The 22,457-nt window shown below is 43.5% G+C and carries 22 protein-coding genes, 1 tRNA gene and 1 pseudogene; 4 read left to right on the forward strand and 20 right to left on the reverse strand.

Features of this window, described 5'->3' with window-relative positions; genetic code table 11:
* Positions 1 to 51 precede the first annotated feature (51 nt).
* The 3 genes from ACHZBS_RS06460 to ACHZBS_RS06470 form a co-directional block, all read right to left on the reverse strand.
* Positions 52 to 354 (reverse strand): hypothetical protein, encoded by a 303-nt coding sequence (locus tag ACHZBS_RS06460; RefSeq protein WP_319405704.1) that lies wholly within the window; start codon positions 352 to 354, stop codon positions 52 to 54.
* A 67-nt stretch (positions 355 to 421) separates the two neighbouring features.
* A complete protein-coding gene (locus ACHZBS_RS06465; RefSeq protein ID WP_319405705.1) occupies positions 422 to 829 on the reverse strand; it encodes a hypothetical protein in 408 nt (135 codons plus the stop codon).
* A 93-nt stretch (positions 830 to 922) separates the two neighbouring features.
* Positions 923 to 1,345 (reverse strand): GIY-YIG nuclease family protein, encoded by a 423-nt coding sequence (locus tag ACHZBS_RS06470; protein WP_319405706.1) that lies wholly within the window; start codon positions 1,343 to 1,345, stop codon positions 923 to 925.
* Between the two features lie 174 nt (positions 1,346 to 1,519).
* Here ACHZBS_RS06470 and ACHZBS_RS06475 point away from each other — a divergent pair.
* Positions 1,520 to 1,888, forward strand: a pseudogene (locus ACHZBS_RS06475) (DUF4372 domain-containing protein); the annotation flags it as partial.
* Between the two features lie 183 nt (positions 1,889 to 2,071).
* Here the strand turns inward: ACHZBS_RS06475 and ACHZBS_RS06480 are convergent.
* The 8 genes from ACHZBS_RS06480 to ACHZBS_RS06515 form a co-directional block, all read right to left on the reverse strand.
* Entirely contained in the window at positions 2,072 to 2,329 is a 258-nt protein-coding gene (locus ACHZBS_RS06480) for a hypothetical protein (RefSeq protein ID WP_319405707.1), read from the reverse strand.
* A 34-nt stretch (positions 2,330 to 2,363) separates the two neighbouring features.
* Positions 2,364 to 2,651 carry an integration host factor subunit alpha gene (locus ACHZBS_RS06485; RefSeq protein WP_319405708.1) on the reverse strand — a complete coding sequence of 96 codons (288 nt, stop codon included), beginning with the start codon at positions 2,649 to 2,651 and terminating at the stop codon, positions 2,364 to 2,366.
* Positions 2,652 to 2,927: 276 nt separating this feature from the next.
* The gene (locus tag ACHZBS_RS06490) at positions 2,928 to 3,260 is read right to left on the reverse strand and encodes a hypothetical protein (RefSeq protein WP_319405709.1); all 333 of its coding nucleotides are present in this window, start codon (positions 3,258 to 3,260) and stop codon (positions 2,928 to 2,930) included.
* 316 nt (positions 3,261 to 3,576) lie between these two features.
* Complete coding sequence (locus ACHZBS_RS06495; RefSeq protein ID WP_319405710.1) at positions 3,577 to 5,808, reverse strand: response regulator; 2,232 nt, start codon at positions 5,806 to 5,808, stop codon at positions 3,577 to 3,579.
* A gap of 291 nt (positions 5,809 to 6,099) precedes the next feature.
* Positions 6,100 to 7,032, reverse strand: coding sequence for a hypothetical protein (locus tag ACHZBS_RS06500; protein WP_319405711.1), 933 nt, complete (start codon positions 7,030 to 7,032; stop codon positions 6,100 to 6,102).
* A gap of 28 nt (positions 7,033 to 7,060) precedes the next feature.
* A complete protein-coding gene (locus ACHZBS_RS06505) occupies positions 7,061 to 7,336 on the reverse strand; it encodes an HU family DNA-binding protein (protein ID WP_319405712.1) in 276 nt (91 codons plus the stop codon).
* A 75-nt stretch (positions 7,337 to 7,411) separates the two neighbouring features.
* Entirely contained in the window at positions 7,412 to 9,370 is a 1,959-nt protein-coding gene (locus tag ACHZBS_RS06510; protein WP_319405713.1) for a response regulator, read from the reverse strand.
* A 92-nt stretch (positions 9,371 to 9,462) separates the two neighbouring features.
* Positions 9,463 to 9,705, reverse strand: coding sequence for a hypothetical protein (locus ACHZBS_RS06515; RefSeq protein ID WP_319405714.1), 243 nt, complete (start codon positions 9,703 to 9,705; stop codon positions 9,463 to 9,465).
* A 367-nt stretch (positions 9,706 to 10,072) separates the two neighbouring features.
* Between ACHZBS_RS06515 and ACHZBS_RS06520 the strand changes: the two genes are divergently transcribed.
* Positions 10,073 to 10,160 (forward strand) — tRNA-Leu (locus ACHZBS_RS06520).
* 26 nt (positions 10,161 to 10,186) lie between these two features.
* Here the strand turns inward: ACHZBS_RS06520 and ACHZBS_RS06525 are convergent.
* The 5 genes from ACHZBS_RS06525 to ACHZBS_RS06545 all read right to left on the reverse strand — a co-directional run bounded on the left by ACHZBS_RS06525 (position 10,187) and on the right by ACHZBS_RS06545 (position 14,560).
* Complete coding sequence (locus ACHZBS_RS06525; RefSeq protein ID WP_319405715.1) at positions 10,187 to 10,654, reverse strand: hypothetical protein; 468 nt, start codon at positions 10,652 to 10,654, stop codon at positions 10,187 to 10,189.
* 77 nt (positions 10,655 to 10,731) lie between these two features.
* Positions 10,732 to 11,208: a helix-turn-helix transcriptional regulator gene (locus ACHZBS_RS06530; protein WP_319405716.1), complete on the reverse strand. Its 477-nt coding sequence runs from the start codon at positions 11,206 to 11,208 to the stop codon at positions 10,732 to 10,734.
* A gap of 62 nt (positions 11,209 to 11,270) precedes the next feature.
* A complete protein-coding gene (locus tag ACHZBS_RS06535) occupies positions 11,271 to 12,656 on the reverse strand; it encodes a transposase (protein ID WP_394707969.1) in 1,386 nt (461 codons plus the stop codon).
* A gap of 443 nt (positions 12,657 to 13,099) precedes the next feature.
* Entirely contained in the window at positions 13,100 to 13,738 is a 639-nt protein-coding gene (locus ACHZBS_RS06540; protein WP_319405718.1) for a TetR/AcrR family transcriptional regulator, read from the reverse strand.
* 591 nt (positions 13,739 to 14,329) lie between these two features.
* On the reverse strand, positions 14,330 to 14,560 hold the full coding sequence (locus ACHZBS_RS06545; RefSeq protein WP_394708033.1) for an integrase core domain-containing protein: 231 nt from the start codon (positions 14,558 to 14,560) through the stop codon (positions 14,330 to 14,332).
* On the opposite strand from ACHZBS_RS06545, the gene ACHZBS_RS06550 reads away from it, so the two are divergent.
* Positions 14,477 to 14,722 carry a hypothetical protein gene (locus ACHZBS_RS06550; protein ID WP_394708055.1) on the forward strand — a complete coding sequence of 82 codons (246 nt, stop codon included), beginning with the start codon at positions 14,477 to 14,479 and terminating at the stop codon, positions 14,720 to 14,722. The genes ACHZBS_RS06545 and ACHZBS_RS06550 overlap by 84 nt on opposite strands.
* A gap of 304 nt (positions 14,723 to 15,026) precedes the next feature.
* The gene (locus ACHZBS_RS06555) at positions 15,027 to 16,244 is read left to right on the forward strand and encodes an ISL3 family transposase (protein ID WP_319405719.1); all 1,218 of its coding nucleotides are present in this window, start codon (positions 15,027 to 15,029) and stop codon (positions 16,242 to 16,244) included.
* Positions 16,245 to 16,846: 602 nt separating this feature from the next.
* Here the strand turns inward: ACHZBS_RS06555 and ACHZBS_RS06560 are convergent.
* The 4 genes from ACHZBS_RS06560 to ACHZBS_RS06575 form a co-directional block, all read right to left on the reverse strand.
* Complete coding sequence (locus tag ACHZBS_RS06560; RefSeq protein ID WP_319405720.1) at positions 16,847 to 18,085, reverse strand: Glu/Leu/Phe/Val dehydrogenase; 1,239 nt, start codon at positions 18,083 to 18,085, stop codon at positions 16,847 to 16,849.
* 445 nt (positions 18,086 to 18,530) lie between these two features.
* Positions 18,531 to 18,782, reverse strand: a complete 252-nt coding sequence (locus ACHZBS_RS06565; protein ID WP_319405721.1) for a hypothetical protein — start codon at positions 18,780 to 18,782, stop codon at positions 18,531 to 18,533.
* Between the two features lie 1,155 nt (positions 18,783 to 19,937).
* Complete coding sequence (locus tag ACHZBS_RS06570; RefSeq protein WP_319405722.1) at positions 19,938 to 20,867, reverse strand: M14 family metallopeptidase; 930 nt, start codon at positions 20,865 to 20,867, stop codon at positions 19,938 to 19,940.
* 504 nt (positions 20,868 to 21,371) lie between these two features.
* Positions 21,372 to 22,355, reverse strand: coding sequence for an ornithine cyclodeaminase family protein (locus tag ACHZBS_RS06575; RefSeq protein ID WP_319405723.1), 984 nt, complete (start codon positions 22,353 to 22,355; stop codon positions 21,372 to 21,374).
* Positions 22,356 to 22,457 lie beyond the last annotated feature (102 nt).

Raw genomic sequence — 22,457 nt, forward strand, 5'->3', positions numbered from 1 at the left:
GTGGGTTGATAGGCCCTTATGATCAGTTGTAGCGCCAGGCTCGGGGTCAAATTACGCCTCCGCATCGGCCAAGGCATGATGGATGTCAGAGATCGCAGAGTAAATATCTTCAAGCAAAACAGCCACCTCTATTTTCGATATCCGAACTTCCCGTCCTTCTCGTTCAAATTGTTGTGCGCGCTCTAAATATTTTTTATCCACTACCCCTAGATTGTGAGTTATTGGATGCCTCTTTTCGAAACACCTGCCAAAGTGTGTCCATAGATCCAGTTGGGATGGCGTGTAACCGAACAGCCTTAATAGATGTTTCTTTGTTCTTTCGGTATTTTGAAAGGAGTTTCCAATTTTTTTCATTTGATCAGCCGAACCGCCGGACACGTGACCCGTATGTCCGGTAGTGTGGGAGGGGGTAGCTGCGAGCCTACTCCCTATCCCGATATGTAGAGCTTCTCATGAAGTCTGAAGCAAAGGATTCTTTCAGAGGTCCTAAAATTGGCTCTAAATCTGACGAATAAACTATTTTTATTGATAGGCCTTCTTGTTCAGCTTGCTTTCTAAAGACAATATCTGATGGAGAGTTTCCAGTTAAGATTAAAATTTCGGCCCATTGGTTCTTCGCCTGGAATGCAGCTTGAAATAAATCTTTGACGTCCTTTTCTTTAGGAGCTTCATCCACTTCACGTGATAAGACATGCCCCAATACGTAGCAGCTTGCTGCATCCACAAGAACATAAATATCGTAAGGTTCATCCTGGACTAAGAGAAACTCCTCATTAATTCTGACCGCTATCCATGCTTCATTTACACGGAATTGATCTGGGCTGATCATATCGATACTCCATTTGTTGGCTATATGGGATACATAACGAGGCTCTTCAGCGGGCTCGACTTATTGCGATCCGCTGCAAGAGCATGGTTGGACTCATGTGCGATAAACGGTGAAGGAGGTATTCAAGAGTACTGTTTTTCCAGAGAGACTCATCGTTGTCTGGTCAAACGGGAACTCGTTCACGTATTCAGTATTCGCGGGTGGCTTGTGCTGATAGATCATTGTCGCCTCACAACGAACTCGAGAAGTGGCAACAACAGCCCCAAAGCTGTAACAGAGTTGTTCGCCGGCTTTGAGATGCCTCTCCCAGTCCCGTTGCTTTTCATGGTTTGAGATGCGTGAGCGTACATTGTCAGATTCGCCGATGTAGATCAGCATTCGCAAAGAGACGGTGTTTGCCTGTGTATTGTGAGTACATGCATACACGCAATAAATTCCAGACTCAACAGAAACACCAGATTTGTTTGGTTCGCGCCAGTACCCGTCGAATGCGATCGTGTAGGTTTGAGCTGCCATCTTATCCCTCCTTTATTAGTTGATCTCACTGCTGTCCGGTTAAAAATTTTCAAACATGACTTAGGCTATTGAAAAAACATTAAATATTAACAAAATTAAAAGGGATCGATTTGAATTTGCCGTTAGCTCCGTTTCGTGGTTTTTTGGCAGGAAAGTCGCGAAAGGAGCGTTATCATGAATCAGGGACAAACAATTTTTTCTCAAGTAATCGATTTCCTGCCAAAGAAGAAATTTCGTCAGTGTGTCAACATGTATAACGGCAATCTCCGTACTCGCTCTTTTACATGTTACGATCAATTTTTGTGCATGGCTTTTGCTCAACTGGCCTACCGTGAAAGCCTTCGTGATATCGAATGCTGTTTGAGGGCCATGCGCGAGAAGCTTTACCATATTGGAATAAGAGGCAAAGTCTCGCGCAGCACGTTGGCCGATGCAAATGAAAACAGGGACTGGCGTATTTACAGCGACTTTGCTCAAGTCCTGATCCATGAGGCGCGCCGGCTATATGTCGATGATGATTTCGGCCTTGAACTGAAAGAAACGCCAAGACGTTACATATTTGGTTGGCACTTTATACATAAAAAGGCTCACGGCAGTGGAACTACCGGAAGCCTTTAAACTGTTTTCGATTCAATCTCTATCGATTCTCTATCACAATTACCGAAAGCTGGATCATGATCCGTTTTGACAATTGCTTAAACTAATGCGCCAACGCGCTCATAAAAGCTACAACACTGTATTCTTAATTTTTTTTACCTTAGAAATCACTTCAGTAACCCGTTTTTTCCAGTTTTTGACATCTTCATTCGTTGAAAATTCTGCTATTTTCATTGGAGCGGCATTGACAAATTTCTGTTGAAAAATGACCTTTCCACCATTCTTGACCCAATTTTCTACTATTTCAAAATATGCGTTTACTATGTCCAACTTTTCTAAAGTTATTGCATCCTCAACGTCAGTAACTGAAATTGTTAAATCAAGCATCGGTTTTCCCTCCTTTGGTGTTAAAATTCATAAATCATTCTCGGCCGTTAATTTTCTGCCTCAACCGACCGGAACACTTGAACGTCACCACACGCCTTGCCGGTAGGATAGCATCTTCACCCGTAGCCGGATTTCTTCCTTTTCGTGCCTTTTTATCCTTGACGCAAAATTTTCCGAATCCGGAAACCAAAACATCATCACCGGAACCAAGAGAAGATTTGACAATCTCAAGCAGCGTTTCGACCACCTCGATTGACTGGGCTTTGGGAAATCCCATTTGCGCTTGGATTTGTGCTACGATTGATTGTTTAGTCAGCGCCATAAATATCGGACTCCGATTATGCAGATATTAAAAAGAAAGGGGATCGGGCGTTGGGGTTATGGGTCGCTCATTGTTCTGTTCAACGGAGGTCCGCCCGATCCCCAGCGGAATAGTTGGAAATGTTAACCGACCTGTTCCGCGTTGGCCATTTTTACCATGGCCATAGCAAAAGCGACAAGTCTAAAATACTGAATCGATGCCATTTTATATCAAAAAAACAGACAAATGATAGTCAGTCTTTTTCCATGTCGTCAAATCAAATATCAAGCAGAATAATCAGGCGATTTTTTTAAGCGATATGCCCGCTTTGGTCTTTCTAACGGCAAACTTATCACCCTCAGCTAATCCCATACTTTCGATCAATCCTTTAGATAGGATTACACTTCCTCGTTTGCTGATAAAGACTTCATTTGCAGGCGATGTTTTCGATGAAGTTCTGCCTGTCTTGATTTCTGGAGCCTTGCCAGTTTCTATCAACGCGCTGAGATAGTGGGTCTTAAACTGGGTCGCCGTGCTAAATTTAAACGCTTTCATAATTTCGGACTGAGGTGTTCCGCTCTCGACCAATTTAATCAGTTTGGCGTAATCAACTTTTTTTTTCGCTGGCATCAATAAGTTCCTTTCCGGAGGTAAAAGATTAGGTAAATAAGTTTATCCCATCATCGGCATATCAGAATAAAAATCAAGAAAAAATTCTGAGAATATGAACTATCTGGGTCGATTCTGGTGAAATTTACCTCACGATTGAAATCGATAACAGCCAATTTTGAGATTCCGATTATTACTGCCACCCAACTTAAACGGGAGGCATTTAAAAAGGGAAAGGGTTAGAAGATTGGGCCAGAAGTAATATCTAATCGTTCCAAAAGCTGCTTATCGCGGATTTGGATACATCTCAAAAAGGTCTGAGTACCTATAAATTCGTTCAACACAACACCCCTTTTATCGCTTGTCCCAACGCTTTAATAACAACGGGTTTTTTAATATATCTGGCGGCGCCTGCTTCGAGAGCCTTTTTGACCTCGTCGGTTTCGGCGAAGCCGCTTAAAATGATCGCTTTTTGATCAGGATGGATTTCTTTTATTCGATCATAGGTTTCCCGGCCGTTTATTCCAGGGTCCATGATCATATCGAGAAGCAACAGATCAACGCCGCCATGTTTCCTGACATATTCAATTGCCGCTTCTCCGGACGATACAGAATCAGGCGCATAACCCAGCTTATCTAAAATTTGACAGGCGATGTCCCGCTGGCTTTTGACATCGTCAACGACAAGGACACGTTCGCCTTGCCCATAAAGGCTGTTGATTTGAAGTGAGCATACCTTGTCTGCCGGCATTTCACGGGTGGCATGGCAATAGATTTCAAAGCACGTACCCTGGTCATTGCTGATTATGTCGATATAGGCGCCGTGGTCCTGGATCACATTCCATACCAATGTCAGGCCAAGGCCGGTGCCGCTTCGACCCATGACTTTTTTTGTATAAAACGGTTCGAAAATCCGATCGAGCGTTTCCTGGCCCATTCCCGGGCCATTGTCTACCACGGTCAAGACAGCATATTCTCCCTCGGGGATGGTGCCGTAGCCTTTCACGGGGCGGTCCAAATAACGGTTTGATGTCGAGACGATAACCCGTCCACGGCCTTCGATCGCCTCTGCGGCGTTGGATACCAGATTCATGACGGCCTTGCCAAAATGCATGGGAGATCCTTTGATATTGAGCAGTTGGGTTTCCAGGTCCGTTTCTACCCTGACCTTCGGATGGAACATCAACAGCTTCTTGTGCTCCGGGGATCTCACGTAGGCCTCTACGATCCGGTTTATATTCATCACTTCTTTTTCAATGGCCGCTCCCCTGGCGACGGTAAGCAATTCACTGACAATGGCCGCCGCCCGCTGGCCGGATTCCTGAATCGTCAGGATCGGTTGTCTAAGCTTGCTGTCGTCAGGCAAGTCCATGAGAATCAGCTCTGGATAACTGACGATCCCCGAAAGCACATTGTTCAGATCATGAGCGACCCCGCCGGCAAGCAATCCAAGAGATTCCATTTTTTTCAGGCGGGCGACTTTTTCCTCATTTTTCTTGCGTGCGTTCTCCTCGCGAATACGTTCCGAGATGTCCCTCAAGACTGCCAGAAAAGCGGTGCCGGCCTTATAGTGAATCGTGTTAGCGTTGATTTCGATTACAGATTCCTTCTTATCGTTCTTTTCGATTCGCACGGTGGTCGACTTTTCAGGATTTCCGGAATTCATTAGCGAATCGTAAAACCGTAAAAACGTTTCTTTATCGTTTCGGGCGATCTTGGATGAAAAGTCTTCAATCGTACAACCAATCACCGATTGGCCGATCAGAGACTGACAGGCCGGATTTTCAAAGACTGCTATCCCGTTTTGAACCACGAGGATGCCGTCATTTAGAAACTTGGTAACCGTGCGATACTTATCTTCCGATAACATTTCATAAAACGTGCCGGAAACAATCCAAAGCACAATACCTGAGAAGACAAGAAATCCATATTCCATGAGGTACTGAAAGGTCGTCATACCGAGGGCGGCCATGCCGTCATGGATGCCAAGCAGCGTCCAGAGTACAATTCCTGAAAGAAAGGATAGTTTGTAGCGCTTGCAAGGGTCCTTGAGTCGAAACCATATCACAACGGCCCACAGGCTTGCCGAGAAGCCGTACAGTACAAAATAGAGCCCTAATGGTCCTAACGCCGGTTCAATATAAGGTTGGGCCAATCCCAGGAAGTGGCGGGTGACGAATCGGTCGGCTACCAGGAGGTCGGTACGCCAGATCAAAAATAGCAGGATAAGATGGAATAAACCGGCAAGCTGGTGATAGCGTTTGCCATCAATCTTAAAGTAGGCAAACGTAAATCCGTATAAGAGATGGATCAGAAAAACAATCGCCGTCCATTCCAGCCGACCTGCCCATTGATTTACCGGGCCTGGCGGGGAATTGTATTCGAAGAATATTCCAATGGCGTAGAGAACCGCCGAAAAGGAAATTCCCAGGCTCCAGCCATAAAGGATGAATCTATGTTTTTTGAAGAGGAAGATTAATTGGAAGATCACCATTACCAGTGCCAGTACGGCAACGGATAATGAACCGGCCGATTGAAATACTATGTTGTCCACGGTCACGTCTATCACCTTCCCAGCTTTCCATCCAGAATGAGATGCAGTTTCAGAACAATTCCGCGCAGGCCGTTACGGGTTTCAAGACATAATGGTAACTTTAAACCATTTTAACCAGAAGCTACAAGCAATTTGATCGGACTATTTGTGAACGACGTCAAATACAATCTGGAGTTTTATTGATCACAGTCTGCCATTACATTGACTGCGTTGCATAAAAAAGTGGTTTTAACACTGGAGGCGACCAAGGCATCCGACTTTTTCAAACTCACCCGGGTAGACCTGTCAGGCAGCATATTGGCCAAATTAAACGTTTACAGCTTTTTTAGCCGACGGTCTTGAATTAAAATATTTTTCCTCATGAACCATTCGATCAAGCTCCAATACCAGGAATCGGCGATATACATACGCATTGTTTAACATGCTATCAAGCATCCGTTCTCTGTCGGTATAGTCAGGAGTTTCAATCGGGAAAATATGTTTATCCATGATCGTTTGCGGTTTTTCTCCCTGTCGGATACCGACACCGCAGCAATTACCACAGATCGATAATACTATCGTATCCAAAGACCATTCATGGATAATGTCAAACGGTTCACCATCACAGAGAATGCAGCCATATCGGTTTTTATTAACCGTGTACGTTTTGATTCTTCTTTTCAGGCTGGTTTGTAAATCATGGAAGTTTTCCTTAATGAATTTTTTCCGTTGATCCCTTTCCTTCTTGTATCTATTAAAATATGCTAAAAATTCATTGGTTATCGATGCTTTGGAACCATTGCAATCATTATCCTTTAGAGAAAAATCCAGCCCTGAATACGCATGTCGGTCATATACCAGATAGAATATGATCGATGCGACCTCAACATTGGAAAACTCACTGGTGGTGCTTGGCAAAACCAAATATTCTGCACAATAGTTTGTCCCACCCTCATCCATAGTCAGATGGTCAGGATTGATGTACCCGGTTCCTTTGCATTTTGCGCAGTAGGAAAATAAAAAGATTTCACCGTCTGCATTTTTAACGAAATTATCTTGCGCTTTCTTTTCGCAAAAAGGATGAACAGCCCTGACCGCCTTACAACCAGGACACACGCAATATCCCTCGGGAACATGGAAGAGAACCGTAAAAACTCGGTTCACCAACTCCATCGCCTTTTTAAAACGATGATATCTCACCTCGATTGGCATGGCTAACATGTTTTGAGAAATTGAGTTTATGTATGATTTTTTTAGCATGGCTTTCGACTTTGCAAACTGAAAATGTCTATCGATTCATTCTTTCTTTCAGCTCTTTCCCAACCCTAAAAAAGGGGAGTTTTTTCGGTGCTATTTTAACTTTTCTACCGGTTTTTGGGTTTCGTCCAATAAAAGATCGATAATGTTTTATATGAAACGTGCAAAAGCCTCGGATTTCGACCCTTTCACCTCTTGCCAATGCTCTGGCAATGGCATCGAAAAATGCAGTGACCACTTTTTCAGCATCGGTTTTATAAAGTCCACTGGCGTCTCTCAATTCCTGGATCAGTCCTATTTTGTTCATACGTTCAACTCCCCCTGATATACCTTCTGAACTATAGATATTTTGCCGAATGGCGGCGTGACTGCCAAGTGTGAGTCACTCGATTGCTTCGTCACCATCTAATAGTTGACGTATTTTCTGAGACAGGTCCGACAAAATAAACGGTTTTTGAATAAATCCGTTGCAACCTCGCTGCATGATCAGTTGTGCCTGCCCATCGAGGGTATACCCACTGGATAGGATCACCCGCATCTGTGGACAAATCTGATGGATACGGTCGAACACCTCACCCCCACCCATGCCTGGCATGACCATGTCAAGGAGAGCCAGATCTATCTCTGAACCCATCCGTTGAACGATTTCTACAGCGTCATCGCCACTATTAGCCGTTATGACACGATAGCCCAGTTTTTCTAGCAGGGCTCGGCCGACTTTTATAATCATATCTTCATCGTCAACCAGCAGCACCGTCTCGGAACCTTTGGTGATCTTCCCGTCTGACGGAATATCCCGAACCGCAGTTTTTTCAGACACTGGCAGGTAGATATGAAATGTTGAACCTTGCCCTTTTTCGCTGAAGACCGTAATTGCTCCTCCGTGATTCTTGACGATGCCAAAGGCCGAAGCCAGTCCCAGCCCGGTCCCCCGGTTTTTTTCCTTGGTCGTAAAAAACGGGTCGAAGATCCGCGACAGGATCTTTGCATCCATGCCGATTCCGGTATCGGTAACCGACACACGGGCATAGCGTCGCGGTTCCAGCTGATACGCCATGCAGAATTCATCATCCAATCTTGCAATTTCGGTTCCCAGATACAGGTCTCCGCCATCGGGCATCGCCTGCCAGGCATTCACGAACAGGTTGATCAGCACCTGTTCTATCTGTCTCCGATCCGACTCCACCACAATAGGTTCGTCATGGGTTTCAATGTGGATGCTGATCTCTTTTCTTGTCCGGCCAAACATGGTGGCGGTCGAATGCACCAGTTTATTGATGTTGGTGGGCTTGACCTCGTATTTCCCGCCTCGGGCAAATCCCAGCAACTGATTGGTCAGCTCCTTCGCGCTACGAATGTAATCGTCTATGGCCCTCAGATGTTCCACATGGAGATGGGACTCATCCAGCTCCATGGACATCAATGTAGCTCGGCCCTGGATTCCCATCAGCAGATTGTTGAAATCGTGGGCGATGCCACCGGCGAGCGTACCCAGGGCTTCCATCCGTTGGGCGCTGTGAAGCTGGGTCTGGAGTCGTTTCCTTTCGTTGATGTCACGGATAACCCCATGGGTGCCGACAAGCTGTTTCTTGCCATCGGATGTGGAGGTCTCATAGATTCCCATGGACTTGAGCTCGACAGTCACGAACCGGTCTTCGCGGGAAGGGGTTTTCCCGGTAACCTTCAAGCGCAGTTCAAGTCCCGAAGAGATGCGGTCGCCCGATCGTCTCTCGTTGAAAAACCAGTGGGCTTTTTCACGATCCGCTTCACACACAATCGTGGAATAGGGTTTGCCGATCAGATCATCGACCTTTGTTTCCAGCAGGTGTTCCACAGCCTCGCTCAAAAAGGTAAAATTTCCATCGGCGTCCAGGGTGTAGATGATGTCGGGGATGTTCTGGACCAGGTAGCGGTATCTTTCTTCAGATAGGCTCAGCTGTCTGTCGATGGCTTCCTTTTCTCTAAGCAGTGCCCCCTGGGCCAGCGCATTTTCAACGGTCCTAATGAGTTCATCGGGTTCGAAGGGTTTGCGGATATAGTCATAGGCACCGTTGCGCAAGGCCGACAGGGCAGAATCTATATTGGCATCCCCGGTAATAAAGATGACCGGGGTATCCGGACTTTTAATCTTGATGCGGCTCAGGATTTCATGCCCCAGCATGTCCGGCAGATGAACGTCTAGGATGACCAGATCGAATGCGGTTGCCTTTAGAAGCGATAACGCGTCCTGGCCGCAGGTAGCCGTCGACACCTGATAATGCTTGCTTTTAAGCAGAGTCTCCAGGCTGGCGCACATGCGAAGCTCGTCGTCGACGATCAGGATTGCCGGGGATCTGGCCATTGAGGATACCATGGGGTTATGGTGTAAAAGGCTTCATGACACGACTGAACATCCGACTTGTTTCATTATCGGCTTTATGCTTGAAAAGATTGTCATTGGGTGTTGAGCGCGTCTAACAATCCATTTAAATGATCGATTTGCGCATGCAGATCAATTCTACCGGCTTGAAACATGATATCCAGAATCTCCTGACGTATCTGTTCATCCGGGGCGGTGGACAACAGCAGGTCGACTTCGGCCTGCAGCTTTTTCAAATGCGGATGTTGCTCGATCAATTCTTCGGATTTAGCGGTTAACATTTCGACCACCTTGTCCTGGTTATTGTTGTTTTTCAAATCTGTCTCTCCTTGATTGCCAAATTTGGGTTTCCATTATTCACTCTGCAAGCAGTCGGGAAACCGACACATGGTATCTTTAATTGGTACTGTAAAGATGATTTCTTATTGTTTAGATATTATCATTTTAATTTGACATATTCCCATTGAAATTTTGATAAACCAGTATGAGCAATTTCAATTTATAACTAAATTTATTACGATATTTTTTTGTTTCATGGAGACCATAGTATTGATCGTAAAAGATTGAATAAAAAACTATTTATATTCATATTTTATCATTCGTCCTACTTGACATATCAATGGATTTTAACTAGCAAGGTAATCTATCTTTTCTATCAACATTTTTTTCTTGAATCCTACCATTGCCCGGGTGGCGGAACAGGCAGACGCAAGGGACTTAAAATCCCTCGATACATAGTATCGTGCCGGTTTGATTCCGGCCCCGGGCACCAAACAAATATTAGATTTCTTCCTTTTTCTATCCTGGCAATCCATTTTTCGGGATGAGCATTATCGGTATATGCGTTTCATTCATTACCGATGCTACGGTCTGCCCTAAATATCCTTGGGATAAAAACTCATCCGGAACGTCCATGACAATGAGATCCGATTTGTTTTTTGTTGTTTGATTAACGATCTGTTCAATAAACTCACCTTCAACCACAACGATTTTTCTGACAGTGCAACAGCACCTGTCATCGATCCCGGAATCCTCAACAAAGTGTCTAAGAGCTGACTGAATAATTTTGATCGTGTCTTCTTTTGATATTGATCCATCAATAGGGATTATACCATTATTCAGGTAGATTTCATTTAATCTATTTTCTCCAATCAATTCTTTTAAACCATCGATCACTCCATTGGAACTTTCGTTAAGTTGATACATTAAGACCAACGATGCGTTGTATGGGATAGCAATAAAAACCGCCGTTTCAAATGCGGACACAAAACTCTTTGACAACTTTGTCGCAATTAGTATCTCTTTTATCGGTTGATACATAAAACCCAATCTATATGATTTTTTTAGTTCTGCAGAGAGTTAAGGTAGCTGAACAGGTTTTCTTTTCTCTTATTCAGTCCCAGTTTGATGCGGATATTATTACGATGAAAAGAAATTGTCGCAATGGATACGTTCAGCAGGTCTGCAATTTCCTTGCTTCGCTTTCCCTGTTTGATCAGTTCAATGATGTGCATTTCGGTTGGCGTAAAGCCATGTGCCGATAATGCTTTAAAAGCGTTATCTAAAGATACGATCTTTTCCAGGTTATTTTTAATTAAAGTCAGATAGGTTTGTGCAATAGAACTCAGCGGAACGGTTGTCATCCTTTCTATAAAAGGAAACACATTTTTTTTGATATCGGCGGATATCGTCTGGTAAACATCGGCTTTCTCTTTATCCCGGCGTTCCAGCAAGACTTCAAGCGTCGTGCTGATTTTGTCTATCAGGATCTCCTGCTCCCTGACTTTCTCTTCCAGGCTTGTCGCTGCTTCCTTGGTCATCTTCCGGTCCGCTGAAACGTCGCCAATGTCCGTAAAGGATAACCACCTGTTAATCTAATAACTCAACTTTCGGGATTCGCTGAAAAACTGATAGTCCTATTCTTAACGATTCCCAACCTATTTAGAGCGACATCCATGGCCAAATAGAAAAAGGCGTCGAATGTTTTTTGACAATATGCTCCGATGCAGCGCATCCGATCTGCAGCCAATTCCAGTATTCGCATCAAGGCTTCAAGAAACGTAATGTCGCGTATCTCGTCGCAGCAGGCATAGAACAAATCGCCAAAGCTGCGATGATCGATGGATAATCGACAGTGATAGGCCACAAACAGATAGCGCATGAAGACGATGCTGGTATGGCCGATCAGGGCGTCGAAATCACGGCATTGGATCTCCTTGGCCAGACGCAAATGCTGTTTGATCATCTTAAAGAAAACCTCAATGTCCCAACGCTTTCCGTAGATGCGTACAATCTCCTTGTCAGGCAACGCGATGTCCGTCGACAAGACGGCCAGCCAGTCACCGTTGTTCCTGTCGCGAATGAATACCAGCTTGCACGGCAACCCACTGGACAGCGTCACCACCGTACTGGCAAGGATCTTCGCCCGACCCCGGCATTTTTTCAGCCGACGGTAGATGGCCATTAGATCCAGGCGCTGACCCTGAAAAGAGTAATGAACCGTTCGGATCTTTTTGACCATTCCGATGACCGGCATCAGGCCGGCAAGGGAGGTAACCGTCGCTGGCATGGTGAACCAACTGTCCATCAACAGATATCGTGCCGTCAAACCGGCTTTGAGGGCCCGGTTCACCATATCATTGAGATGGTCAGTAGCCTTGACGGTGGCTTCCCTGCGACGCTGGTTGGCACAGCAGCGTCTATCCATCGCCTTGAAATTATGACCAAGGCGTTTTTGGGCATCTGAAGAAGACAGCAGCGCGAAATCGACGGGTAGACAGCTGGCTCCATCAGACCAGCATAATGTCAGCATTCGGAATCCCTTGATGTATTTGCCTGTCGAATGGTCATAAACCCGCGACAGCAACTCTACCGTCTTGGATCGTGATCGGTCGTAGGTGCTGTCATCGATGATGAGAACCGACTCGCGATCATCATCGGTCAGGCGATTGAAGATCAGAAATATTTTTCGGGCCAAGGACAAGATCAGTTTACGCCAATTATGCCGAACCCCTTTGAGAAGTTCGTAGGCTGCATCTTTGCCGAAAGGCAAATCCTGGTTGAGGACAATGCCGCGATAAAAGTTTTGGCCCATAAATGACAGGCTGAAGATCGCTTGTGTAAAAGAACGAACGCTGTGGCCATGCCTTTTTCGGATGCCACATTGATGAAGCAAAGTGCCGATCCGGAATCGATTGAAAAAAGTGTCAATTTGCCCGTGAACACGAATGCCGGCTTGCGATTGGGAGGATATCTTGTTATGGTCCACTTGAGCCCTTTCTCTTTGTATTTATTGTGAATTTTCGCAGATCCACTATAAATCAAAGGACTGGGCTCTTCAAGTATTTTCTATATTAAATCAGATAGATAGACCATAAATTTGCTTCTCTATTCCAATCCCGAAAGTTGAGTAATAAGGCTATTATCTCGATCTTTGTACGGTAAAAATTCTATATCCATTCAACCGCCTTGGATGGTTCAAGGGTAATTGAAAAGATAGAGGACTGGGCACGCCATTTGGCCGTTTAAAAGATGGTGCGCCCAGTCCTCGGCGGGAGGAGGAGGTGCCAGGATGGCTTTTCCCGCAACATCATATATCCTTTTCCGTTCCAACAGACCGGCAAACCACCATATAAAGTACCAATACGGATTCATACGGTTTGACCGCCAAGTTCAACATCGCCAGTGCCAATATTGTTTTTCTTCCAGGCATCAATTTTGCCGTGCTTGCAGGCCTCTGATAAAGATGTCAAAGGCCAGGTCAAGGTTTTTACCGACAAAGTCCTCGTTACCATTAACAACTTTTTTAACTTCTTCTCTTAAAACTACCCCAGAAAAGGTACCCCAGAGGATGTCAGCCAGGGCGATAGGATGGTAATCGCTTAAAGCGTCTTCTTTCATGCTTCCCTCCAGGATCTGAACTATTTTACAAAGGATATTCCGTGCCAGGTCCTTGATCTCTGTCAGCAGTTCCAAAGAGATGTGGTGCAAAGTTTCGCTGGACTGAAGGGTAAACATGTTGATAAGAATCGGAGCGTCAAAATCGTAAACATCCAGCAGGGCATTTTTAAGACTCTCCAATCTCTCTTCGGCGGAGGTGTTCGCCTCTTTGCTTACGTGCTCCAGTCGGATCACCAGATACTGCAATATCCGTATGGAAAGTGAGGCGTACAGCTCTTCTTTATTTTTGAAATAAAGGTAAAGGGTTCCGGCGCTCAGTTCTGCTTCCCTGGCGATATCCTCCATCGTTGCAAAGCTGTACCCCTTTTCTAAAACCACCCGCCTGGTCGCAATCATAATCTGCTGACGCCTCCTGTCTTTTTCTCGCTCTTTTCGCTGTGGGATTCCCATTAAGTTTCTCAAATATTGATTCGCAGATTAAGGTATGTGTTGAATTAAAAATAAATCTTTAAAGATTTGAAATAGATTCCTTAAAGTCATATAGATAAGGTTAATTTATTATCTCATAATATGTCATTAAATAACCAATTTATGCTATCGATAACGACGTTGGCTTTTAATAGACTTTTGTTATATTTTATCACAAAAAATGGGCCACCATTGACAACTCCACAAAAGATAGACCAAAAAAACTGTTTATTAAATGGACACTCAAAATTTCTGGTCTTAATGAAAATAGAAAGGGATTCGTACTTCTCAAGTACATTAATGATTGAAATATTGGCAATTAGGATAATATCTATAACCTGCAGCATTAGTAATTATTTCATTTGATTGATTAAAGATTTCTGCATGGTATGCTCATTTTGGTTAAGTAAACTGGCAGTTATTAAATGTTTCCCATGAGATGCCGCATACTTATATCCACAGCGTATATTGTATTTCTCATTTTTAGTCAGAAGGAGGTGGACCCCATCGCCTGGACAGCCTGATGGCGTGAATAAGCTACAAGCTTAATACTATTGAAATGAGAAAAAGGCATCAGGCCGCCTCGGCGAAAGAATGAGGCAGATCGTAATAAACCTCATCCGGGATTCTGTCGTCAAGGGACGAATGGCCCCTTTCATGATTGTAATATTGCATCCATCCGGCCAAACCTCGTCGCAGCGCCTTGCCGGTACCAAATGAATGCAGGTAAATGTACTGGTGCTTGAGGGTCCACCACAGTCGCTCGATGAAAATGTTGTCCTGGCAGCGGCCTCGACCATCCATGCTGATGGCGACTTGATTATCCTTGAGCACCTGGGTGAAAGCGTTGCTGGTAAACTGAGCACCCTAGTCGGTGTTGAAAATATCAGGCGCACCATAACGGCTCAAGGCTTCTTCAAGAGCATCGATACAAAAGGCCGGCTCCATGGGTATTGGAGACCGTAAATTGACGTTTGCACTGATAGCATTCGTATAACCCTATGCAAAAATGCTGGCTTTTCAGTGCGCATGAATGACCACAACCGCAGTGCGGCCAGATAACAGATTCGAAGAAACGACGACAGGGTTGCTCATTGGGAAACTGTTCATGTAATTAGTTCATGATGACTGCTCCTTTCTGTTTGCTTAGAAGCAGTCTTATCAGCACCCTGTGACAGATCAGGTCACACGGTTTCCTTTTGGTTCCTCGCTGTTTCGTATGGGTAGATAGTTGATTGACTTACCGCACTAGTGATAATCGCTAAGCACTATGAAAGATACAGAACTCCTTCAAATGGCTCTTGGTCTGAAACCGCCCTGGCAGGTTTCGACAGCGGATTTCAACCCCGATGAAAAGCGTCTGGATATCCGCCTTGATTTTCCCAAAGGGAGCACCTTCACTTGCCCGAAATGTGGGCTATCGGGAGTCAAGGCCCACGATACCGTCGAGAAAACATGGCGGCATCTGAACTTCTTCCAGCACGAAGCGTATCTGACCGCCAGGGTTGCCAGAATCGACTGCAAAAAATGCGGCATCCGTCTGGTTGATGTGCCCTGGGCCAGACCCGGCAGCGGCTTCACGCTGTTGTTTGAAGCGATGATTATGATACTGGCCAAGGCTATGCCGGTGAAAACCGTCGCCGAGTTTGTCCGTGAGCACGATACCCGGTTATGGCGTATCTTGCATCACTATGTGGGCGAAGCGCGTAAGGCCGCCGACCACAGTCAGGTCAAGCATGTCGGCATGGACGAAACCTCAAGACGCCGCGGCCACAACTATGTCAGCCTGTTTGTCGATCTTGACGAAACCCGGGTTCTGTTCGCCACCGGCGGCAAGTATGCATCAACCGTTGATCGATTCAAAAGAGATCTCACCGACCATGGCGGCAATCCCGGCGCTATCGAGGAGATGTGCTGCGACATGTCTCCGGCGTTCATCAGCGGTGTCGAAAAACATTTTCCCGAAGCCCATATCACCTTCGATAAGTTCCATGTGCTGAAAGTCCTCAACGAAGCGGTGGACCAGGTTCGCCGGGAAGAATCCAAAGGCCGGCCGGTGCTAAAGGGCAGCCGCTATCTTTGGCTGAAGAACCCATCCAACCTCAAGGCGTCCCAGGCCGAACAGCTTGAACAATTGACGATCAAAAAGCTCAACCTCAAAACCAGCCGGGCGTACCACATCAAACTCAACTTTCAGGAATTCTACAATCAGACCGCCCGGACCGCCGAAACCTTTTTGAAGAAATGGTATTTCTGGGCAACCCACAGCCGCCTGGAGCCCATGAAAAAAGCCGCATACACCATCAAGAACCACTGGGACGGCGTCCTGCGTTGGTTTACCTCCAGGATCAATAACGGAATCCTAGAAGGGATAAACAGTCTGATTCAAGCTGCCAAAGCCAGAGCCCGAGGGTATCGAACTGAGCGAACACTTATCACCATGATTTATCTTATTGCAGGCAAACTGAAGTTCGATTTACCCACATGAAACAGCGAGGAACCTTCCTTTTTTTAGGTCATAGGTCCGAAAACATACTTCCATAATAAAAATTAGAAAAAGTATTTTTACTTAAATAAATATTTGCAGGAATTGGGGCGCTCATAGGAATCAATACCCAAAAACAAATAGCTCACTATAATAACTGTTAGAATTACAACTTATGACGGATCACTGTTCTGCCAGGACCATAAGCCAATATTCCCGAAGCAGTAATAGGTGACTATCTAATTGTGCTGAGTTGGGGAGCGAGCTCATTCACACATAGAAAACAGGCTGTACACTTGTATTATTCAATTCCGACGATAATTTCATTTGGTTCCGGCCGTTTATTGTAAGGGCCGGCTTTAACAGGGTGTTGAAAAAACTATTGAGCTTGGCCATTAGGCGCAAAAGTTCGGCTCAAAATGAAATTTTTCAACTATAAACTACGCTTTCTCGTCGTATATCATCTTGTCTTGTCTTCGTTCATAACGTTTTTCAACACCCTGTTAAAATAGTTCTAAAGCAAATTAACCTTTAGCCGAATCATGATGGCCCCTCACTAAAAATCCCTTAAAAATTTTGCTCATTGATAATACTAAGCGTGCAAATCAGATCCAGCCACGAAATTTCATCGCTTGGGCAATTTTGCGAAGTGCATTGATCCAGGCACCGCTTCTGATAGAATCGATTTCGTATTCCTCTGCTGTAGCGACAGCTTCATTATAGGCCTTCAGGATCCGCGCTTTCATTTTGCTGTTGACAGTTTCCAAGTCCCAGTAGTCATCGGTCAGCCCCTGGGTCCTTTCAAATGAGCAAACAATGGCACTGCCGCAGTTAGCGATGATGTCGGGGACGATTTTAACCTTTTTAGCCAACAACTTTTTTTCAGCATCCGGAGTGATTGGCCCGTTGGCACCTTCAACAATAAGTTTTGCATTGATGTCCATGACGTTGCCGGCGTTAATCACACTCTGGACTGCCGCGGGAATAAGGATTTCGCAATCCACTGCGAAAATTCGATCCTTGTCCATATCTATTGTATCTACTGCATCTTTCACAGTACCAGTTTTTTCGACATGATCTATAAGTGCAGGGATATTGATTCCCTCCTCGTTCTGGACGGCACCGTCGATGTCACTTACAGCCACGATTTTAGCACCGGCCTGGTATAAAAGTTTGGCAGCAATACTACCCACCTGGCCAAATCCTTGTATAGCCACCCGTGCCCTTTGTACAGGAAGGTCAATCTCTTTTGCCGCCTGTGATAGACAAGTAAATAAGCCAGTCCCCGTTGCATCCCATCCACCTTGTGATCCGCCTAAAATCGGTGGTTTGTCGTTTATGGCTGCAGGCTGGTGGTAACCGGAGATCTGTTCATATTCATCGAGCATCCACGCCATGGCCTGCTCGCCAGTACCGATGTCGGCCCCGGGAATGTCCACCCATTCGCCCTTCGGCTGAAGAGCGCGGATGAATGCTCGGCATAGTTTCTCATACTCATTTTGCGTGAGTTTTCTGGGATCTGCTTTCACGCCACCCTTTGCACCACCTGCGGGAATTCCCCCCACTGCATGTTTGATTGTCATAAAAAAGGCTAGGGCCTTAACCTCATCAAGATTTAGATCCGGAACGAAACGCGTGCCGTCTTTACAAGGTCCCAGTGCATCTGTGTAGTGTACACGAAATGCCTGGAATACTTCAATAGTACCGTCGTCCATTTTCAGCGGAATGCTCACCTGTTGAATGCGTTTGGGTGTCGTTAGAATTTTCATTACTCTTTCGTCAATTTTTCCGATTCTTCCTGCCTCCTTCAACGTGCTCAACGCTGTGTCGAAAACATTTGACATTGTATTTCTCCTTTTGATGCAATAGCAATCAAGAATATATTTTAAGATTAATATTGAGATTCCCATTACCCTTTCAATTCATGTTCGTTGCCTTTTTTTTATTGACTTTACATGTACGTTTAATTCTATTTTGTTGAGAGTTGTTATTGGTTGGGATGTTGGATAATATTTTAATTTATGATGTTTGAAAACATACTTATCAACATAATTTTAGTTATTTTTTCATTAATTAGCCCTTTCTATTTGAGATTAATATATCTTATATTACCGACCATTTTTTGTCTGTTATGGGCGGGTGAAATCATGGAGCGGTCTGTAACGTTAGACCTTCTGCGCACTTTCTCGAAGTATTCAGGGCCGGGGTATAAAGTGCCATCACTTGAGGAAAAGAGTTCCACACCAGAATTAAAAAAAGAGCCCACCTCAGTATTAGCACCGTGGGGAATCAGAGTTTGTAAAGAAACTCTTTGGCCAGATACTCATATTCCCTGGCCTCAACATCTACCTTCCTCTGACTTTCATCATCATAAATTGAGATTGACACATAGCCACCGCCCCCTTCAAATTTAATGAAGCATGGAATGCATGTACTCCGCTCATTTTCTATTAAACCTTCACCTTTTTTTCCAAAATACCTTGATGCAATATTTATGATTTCATTTGGATCTAACTTTGTATGCTTAGATATTTTAATCATAGTTACCCATCCATTTATAACCATCGTTTATATCAATCAGCACCCTTTTTATTATTAGCTTGTTGATACCTATTTTCTTTTAGTAATAAAATTTTCTAAGAAATATAAGAGGTCAAAATATTTTTTTATTATAAAATTCACTAAAATGTAATGGTCTTTAAGAGAAAAGATTCGCAAACTTCGATGTAGTATTAACTTTAATCATCGAATTATCGTTGGGATGGTTTACCTCCAATAATACCCTGAAATACGAAATCAAATTACCGAAATATTTAAGATCTAAATTGTCTTTTTGTTTGCATAATAAAAAAGTTTTACAAATCTAATTTCTTGCTTATCCCAATATTTTAGTTGATGCATACTCCGTGACTTCTGCTCTATTCGATAGTTAAACTTAACTGATATCAAGCTTAAAATTTTTTTAGCTTTCCAATTTTGCAGCATTACTTCGAAAACAAACAATGGTTCTAATCACTTTTTAACATCTGACCTTCATTTTTCTTTTCGGCAAGGGTGAGAGGGCTTACCATTACCCCTGGGTTCGCTATATCAGAAAAGGTGTACTCAAAGTCAATAATGTTGGCTAATTAAGAATTTACGTAGAAATCATGAGAATTCGGGATTTTAAAAGATGTGGCTAAAAATAGTGTTTCCTGTACTCCGCTCATTCTCTCTATTAATTCTACAATATTTTGTCCAGCTTCTATCTAATATTGAACACCGAATCATATTGGCTATTAAATTTATTGCAGTACTCTTTGCAATATTTACTACATCATTCAGAATGTCTTTAGAAGTTAATTTCCCAACATACTGTCAAATAGTTCTTGTAGGCTGAGTCTATACTTAAATTGTATTTACTATAGTCATTGTTCTCCTTCTTTTCTGGTCATTAATCTATTTCCTCCTTAACGCGCAATAAGACACAAAGGAGAGTTAATTTTTTATGTATTTGAATTTTTTTCTGGCATTTTACTCCACTTTCGGGATTCGCAGAAAGATTTTATCTAATGTGATTACACAATGATAAAATCTAATAAGTGCTAAAAAAACCGTTTTAAATTAAGTAAATGAAAAAAATTAGCGTTGTAAAGCAATTGATTTTAAAAGACACAAAATGAATCCAGAATTTTGAGTATTTTAAAACTCCAGTAATTAATTTCCGCTAAGTGCCATCAGCAACCCTTTTTCCTTTACTGCAGGACTCGTTGTTATTATAGTTATTTTTCCTGATATAGGCGCATGAATGATCTCAAGTTCATTGCCTAAATAATCTTCAATTGTACCTATAATTTCACCTTGTGATACTTCTTGTCCTAACTCACAATTCCTATAAAAAATACCTTTCTTTTTCGCTCCAACCCAAACAAAATGTGAAAAATGCGGGAACTTTTTATCTATCTCAAGAACTCCTTCTATACAGGCAACGTATTTCAAAACATTGTTCAAGCTTTTCATTATTTTTTCTATATCATTGACCGTTACCTGGCCTATCCCTCCTACTTCTGCAATAATCGAAGGAACTCCAGATTCAGAGGCCATCGCGTAACTGGTCCCTCCGTCCTGGAATCCCAAATTTGTCGATGTAATAACAATCGGAACTTCGAAACACTCAGCCAACTCCTTTGAACTTTTATCAATATTTTCATTTCCAGTTTGATGCATCAAAGCAATAGGTAGTAAATTCTCCACCATATCTCCACAATGTAAATCAATATGGTAATCACTATTTTTTATAAATTTATTAAACAAATGATAAACCAGAACTTCAGTATACGTTCCGTCTAACCTTCCCGGAAAACAGCGGTTGGGGTTTTTCCCGTCGATCGGACAAACAAACATCGTCCTCGTTTCAAAGGCGGGAAGATTGACAATCGGTATGATCTTTATAGTCCCCTGAATTTTTGCTGGTTCCAATTTTTTATATAGTTGTATAGCGCTCAATATTCCGGGATATTCACACCCATGTACGCCTGCTGTGATTGTAACAACAGGGCCTGGCTGTCCGCCTTCAATATATAAGAGAGGAAATTGTATCGTAAAATCCCCTGTTTGATAGGTCAGTATTTCGCTTTTTTTAACCATGATTGCACCTTTTCTCTATGAATTCCTTTAAATGATTCTAATCCCTGATTAAAATCCGTAGATAAAATAACCCGCCGCAGGCAGAAGGTATTGGCATAAAAGCAACTGCAGGGCATCATGCAGCGTATTGTATTTATTCCTATGACTCTTAATGTATTCGCTATTGCGTTGTCATTACCCTGGTTACCGATCGTTTAGGCGAAGCAATTGTCTGATTAATAAAGTTCGCCGTCTGATGAGCTTTTCCGCGATCTTCGAAATTTTTTAGTAAAACTTCTATATATAGAGAAGCATCCTTGATCATGACACCCATACAGGATAGAACACTGACCTACAATAATTGGAAATCAGAATTCTAATATTATTGCTCTCATGGAGATGCCCAATCACATTCCGACATCGCATGTTGCGCCGTAGGCGGCGGGTGATTGGTGATTCAACATAGAAAGGTTAAATCTATTAGTACATAACCCATGGCTAAGGCCTACAATTGTTAATCATTAATTATTCCATGTAAGGCAAAATAATCCCAAGCCCTTTTTCTTTTGCCACCTTCACAACCTGAGAAGCAAGTGCCAAATCATGCATAGCCATGCCCTCGTGCATACTCACTATTTTTTCACTCTTGGTTTCTCGGCCTTTCTTCTTGCCGACAATAATTTCGCTAAGTTCTGCGTATAAAGGAGGCAGCTTAGGATTATAATCATCTATGTGAAAGAGAGTACTGTACTGATTCCAATCGTCAACAACAAATTTGTCGGCATTTTGCAATGCTGAGAACTCCCAACCATGGTTATGAACGGGTAGGACATGTACCCCTTCTTTAAGCCATTCTTCCATAAAGATCGGCGGTTTGCCCGTCAAATCTCCGGTAGCCGTGACAACAACATCCGATTCCCTAATCACGGCTTCTATGGAGGGACTATCTACAATTTTGCAAGAAACTTGTTTCCTCATTGTATCAATGAATTTTCGTGTGATCTTTTCATTTATATCATATACTTTAACAAGTTCTATCTCCTTTAAAACCTCCGTTAGAACATTCAAATGAAACCGTGCCTGCTCCCCGGTTCCGACTATCCCCATCACCTTCGAGTCCTTATTTGCTAAATATTTCGCGGCAACTCCTGAAGCGGCTGCAGTTCGCTGTGCGGTAATATACCCGCCATCCATGACTGCAATGGGTTGTCCAGTGTTCACATCGTTTAATATAATTATTCCCATTGTTGAAGGTATACCAAGTTTAGGGTTGCTTGAGAACACACTTACCCACTTTATTCCAAGAGCATTCAATCCTGGTAAATATGCAGGCATGGCGTTCAAAAAAGCGTCACTAAGCGGAAATACTCCGGGCTTGGGCGGATTTTGAAAATTTCTATTACCATGTTCGACTAATACTTTTTCTGCTGTAACTACTGCTTCTTTAAGGGTTATGCCTGTATCGATAACATTTTTACGTGTCAGATAAATAAGCTCCATTTTCTCCATTTACATTTCTCCTTTGATTAAAAGTGTTTGTGATAATTTTTAGGTCAATTATAAGTACTCATACATATCATTATTGTTATTTACAAGACACTTCCGGTCTAT

Origin of the sequence: uncultured Desulfosarcina sp., from assembly GCF_963664155.2 — a bacterium.
Classification (GTDB): Bacteria; Desulfobacterota; Desulfobacteria; order Desulfobacterales; family Desulfosarcinaceae; genus Desulfosarcina.

Bases quoted from the DNA above. Each gene is read 5' to 3' on its own strand.
- ACHZBS_RS06565 (WP_319405721.1), bottom strand. From the start codon at position 18,782: ATGATTAAAATATCTAAGCATACAAAGTTAGATCCAAATGAAATCATA.
- ACHZBS_RS06470 (WP_319405706.1), bottom strand. From the start codon at position 1,345: ATGGCAGCTCAAACCTACACGATCGCATTCGACGGGTACTGGCGCGAA.
- ACHZBS_RS06540 (WP_319405718.1), bottom strand. From the start codon at position 13,738: ATGGGAATCCCACAGCGAAAAGAGCGAGAAAAAGACAGGAGGCGTCAG.
- ACHZBS_RS06570 (WP_319405722.1), bottom strand. From the start codon at position 20,867: ATGGTTAAAAAAAGCGAAATACTGACCTATCAAACAGGGGATTTTACG.
- ACHZBS_RS06505 (WP_319405712.1), bottom strand. From the start codon at position 7,336: ATGAACAAAATAGGACTGATCCAGGAATTGAGAGACGCCAGTGGACTT.
- ACHZBS_RS06530 (WP_319405716.1), bottom strand. From the start codon at position 11,208: ATGACCAAGGAAGCAGCGACAAGCCTGGAAGAGAAAGTCAGGGAGCAG.
- ACHZBS_RS06575 (WP_319405723.1), bottom strand. From the start codon at position 22,355: ATGGAGAAAATGGAGCTTATTTATCTGACACGTAAAAATGTTATCGAT.
- ACHZBS_RS06550 (WP_394708055.1), top strand. From the start codon at position 14,477: ATGCAGGTAAATGTACTGGTGCTTGAGGGTCCACCACAGTCGCTCGAT.
- ACHZBS_RS06555 (WP_319405719.1), top strand. From the start codon at position 15,027: ATGAAAGATACAGAACTCCTTCAAATGGCTCTTGGTCTGAAACCGCCC.
- ACHZBS_RS06545 (WP_394708033.1), bottom strand. From the start codon at position 14,560: ATGGATGGTCGAGGCCGCTGCCAGGACAACATTTTCATCGAGCGACTG.
- ACHZBS_RS06460 (WP_319405704.1), bottom strand. From the start codon at position 354: ATGAAAAAAATTGGAAACTCCTTTCAAAATACCGAAAGAACAAAGAAA.
- ACHZBS_RS06485 (WP_319405708.1), bottom strand. From the start codon at position 2,651: ATGGCGCTGACTAAACAATCAATCGTAGCACAAATCCAAGCGCAAATG.
- ACHZBS_RS06490 (WP_319405709.1), bottom strand. From the start codon at position 3,260: ATGCCAGCGAAAAAAAAAGTTGATTACGCCAAACTGATTAAATTGGTC.
- ACHZBS_RS06480 (WP_319405707.1), bottom strand. From the start codon at position 2,329: ATGCTTGATTTAACAATTTCAGTTACTGACGTTGAGGATGCAATAACT.
- ACHZBS_RS06560 (WP_319405720.1), bottom strand. From the start codon at position 18,085: ATGTCAAATGTTTTCGACACAGCGTTGAGCACGTTGAAGGAGGCAGGA.
- ACHZBS_RS06500 (WP_319405711.1), bottom strand. From the start codon at position 7,032: ATGCTAAAAAAATCATACATAAACTCAATTTCTCAAAACATGTTAGCC.
- ACHZBS_RS06465 (WP_319405705.1), bottom strand. From the start codon at position 829: ATGATCAGCCCAGATCAATTCCGTGTAAATGAAGCATGGATAGCGGTC.
- ACHZBS_RS06510 (WP_319405713.1), bottom strand. From the start codon at position 9,370: ATGGCCAGATCCCCGGCAATCCTGATCGTCGACGACGAGCTTCGCATG.